Source organism: Vibrio sp. 10N.222.46.A1 (genome assembly GCF_041473595.1).
Classification (GTDB): Bacteria; Pseudomonadota; Gammaproteobacteria; order Enterobacterales; family Vibrionaceae; genus Vibrio; species Vibrio tasmaniensis_A.
On the sequence record NZ_JBFRSN010001251.1, the window covers coordinates 1 to 1872 of the forward strand.

General features: G+C 44.9%; 4 protein-coding genes. All 4 read left to right on the forward strand.

Features of this window, described 5'->3' with window-relative positions; translation table 11 throughout:
* A partial coding sequence (locus AB4496_RS25670; protein ID WP_372132672.1) for an NAD(P)-dependent oxidoreductase occupies positions 1-315 on the forward strand: 315 nt, incomplete at its 5' end.
* A gap of 39 nt (positions 316-354) precedes the next feature.
* Entirely contained in the window at positions 355-855 is a 501-nt protein-coding gene (locus tag AB4496_RS25675) for a GNAT family N-acetyltransferase (protein ID WP_050634411.1), read from the forward strand.
* A gap of 43 nt (positions 856-898) precedes the next feature.
* Positions 899-1405, forward strand: a complete 507-nt coding sequence (locus tag AB4496_RS25680) for an HAD family hydrolase (RefSeq protein ID WP_102258498.1) — start codon at positions 899-901, stop codon at positions 1403-1405.
* Positions 1398-1872, forward strand: a 475-nt coding sequence (locus AB4496_RS25685) for a class I SAM-dependent methyltransferase (protein WP_372132675.1), incomplete at its 3' end; no start/stop codon positions are given. The genes AB4496_RS25680 and AB4496_RS25685, both read left to right, overlap by 8 nt.

Here is a 1872-nt window from a genome sequence, read left to right on the forward strand (position 1 = left end):
AATGATGTGACCAGAGGATGTGTTACGGCACACGACCTCAGCTTGATGAAGCCGAACTCACTGCTTGTGAACATCAGCCGCGCGGAGTTAGTCGAACCGATGGCTCTGTATCATGAACTACGCGAGGTACCGACCAAAACAGCCGCTATTGATGTGTTTGATTGTGAGCCCGTAACAACAGACACCGAACCGCTACTGTCCTTAACAAACGTCACAGCGACTCCACATTTGGGCTATGTTGAACAAAATAGCTACGAACTCTACTTCGATATCGCTTTCGACAACATTCTGTCCTATCAAAGAGATGGCATATAGCGATAGAATTTGCCGAAAGCAATAAAAAGGTAGAGAAGTATGAGCTTAACAATCAGAGAAGTCGCGGTACAAGATGCACAAGGCATTATTGATGTATTGAATCCAATCATTATCGAAGCGCGTTATACGATCTTGGATCAGACTTTTACTGTTGATGAAGAAAAGGCATTCATTGAGTCGTTCCCTGAGTGCGGTGTATTTAGCGTTGCAGTCAACGAGACGACAAGCCAGTTGCTTGGTTTTCAGAATGTAGAACCATTCGCTAGTTACACTAAGGCCTTTGACCACGTTGGTATTATTGGCACTTATGTTGATGCAAATAGCCGTGGGCAGGGCGTTGCCAAGCAGTTGTTTGGCTACACATTCAAATCAGCCAAAGCCAAAGGTTATGAAAAGCTGTTCGCCTATGTAAGAGCAGACAACGAGCGCGCGTTAGCGGTATACCTTAAGCAAGGTTTTGAAATTGTCGGAACGGCTAAGAAACACGGTAAGATTGGCGACCAGTACTTTGACGAGATCCTTATCGAGAAGTTTCTATAGGCTCGCTTGAACATTAGATAATTCATCGTATGCAGGAGGCAAGATGACAAAGCTAATCGAATTAACAGAAATAGTCTTATTCGACTGGGGCAATACGCTGATGGTCGATTTCCCAGACGCACAAGGGAAGATGTGTGACTGGGAAACGGTACAAGAAGTGAGTGGTGCTCGTGCATTACTGGCTGAACTCTCCAAAAATCATCAAGTCTACGTTGCCACCAATGCTGGTGATTCCAGTAAAGACGACATCATTCGTGCCTTTGAGCGCGTTGGCCTGTCTCAATCTATCTTGGGTTACTTTTGTAAGGCGAGCATTGGCTTTTCTAAGTTCGAGTCGGGGTTCTATCCTGCCATTATTTCTAAGCTCGGTGTTGTACCACAAGACATCACCATGGTTGGCGACACTCTAGAGAAAGACATTTACCCAGCACTTGAAGCGGGTTTGAAAGCGGTGTGGTTGAACACGGAAGGAGTTGAACTTAAGTCACAGCATCCACGTATCGTGCAAGTTCAAAGCCTAAGTGGACTGTTGGAGAAGCGCCATGGGTGAACATTCAGAGATCTGGCGTCAGTATTACCAAAAAGCACTAAGCAAACCTCATTTAAAGAGAACTGAATTCGCAATCAAACTGAATGAGTCAGGCTTAAATGTTGCGATTGATTGTGGTTGTGGAACAGGCAGTGACATCGCCTTTTTGGAGCAGCAAGCTTATCAAGTCTATGGTTTTGATATTAATCCTGATTCCATTGCTATATGTCGAGACAGATTTGGTCGCAAGCCTTTGGTCGATATATCTGAATGTGGATTTGAAAATTATGATTACCCGAAATCTGGCGTAGTGATTGCCAATTCGAGTCTGTTTTTTTCCGACCCCACCCGTTTTGATGAAATTTGGCAAAGGATTGAAAACAGCCTTGAAGTAGGCGGCGTGTTTGCTGGTGATTTCATGGGCGTGGATGACAGTTGGGCACATGGCTATCGAACCCCAACAACCCCATTAACGAAAGCCAAAGTCT

What these genes read in the sequence shown, in the direction of transcription:
- AB4496_RS25680 (WP_102258498.1), top strand. Translation starts at nt 899, where the DNA reads ATGACAAAGCTAATCGAATTAACAGAAATAGTCTTATTCGACTGGGGC.
- AB4496_RS25675 (WP_050634411.1), top strand. Translation starts at nt 355, where the DNA reads ATGAGCTTAACAATCAGAGAAGTCGCGGTACAAGATGCACAAGGCATT.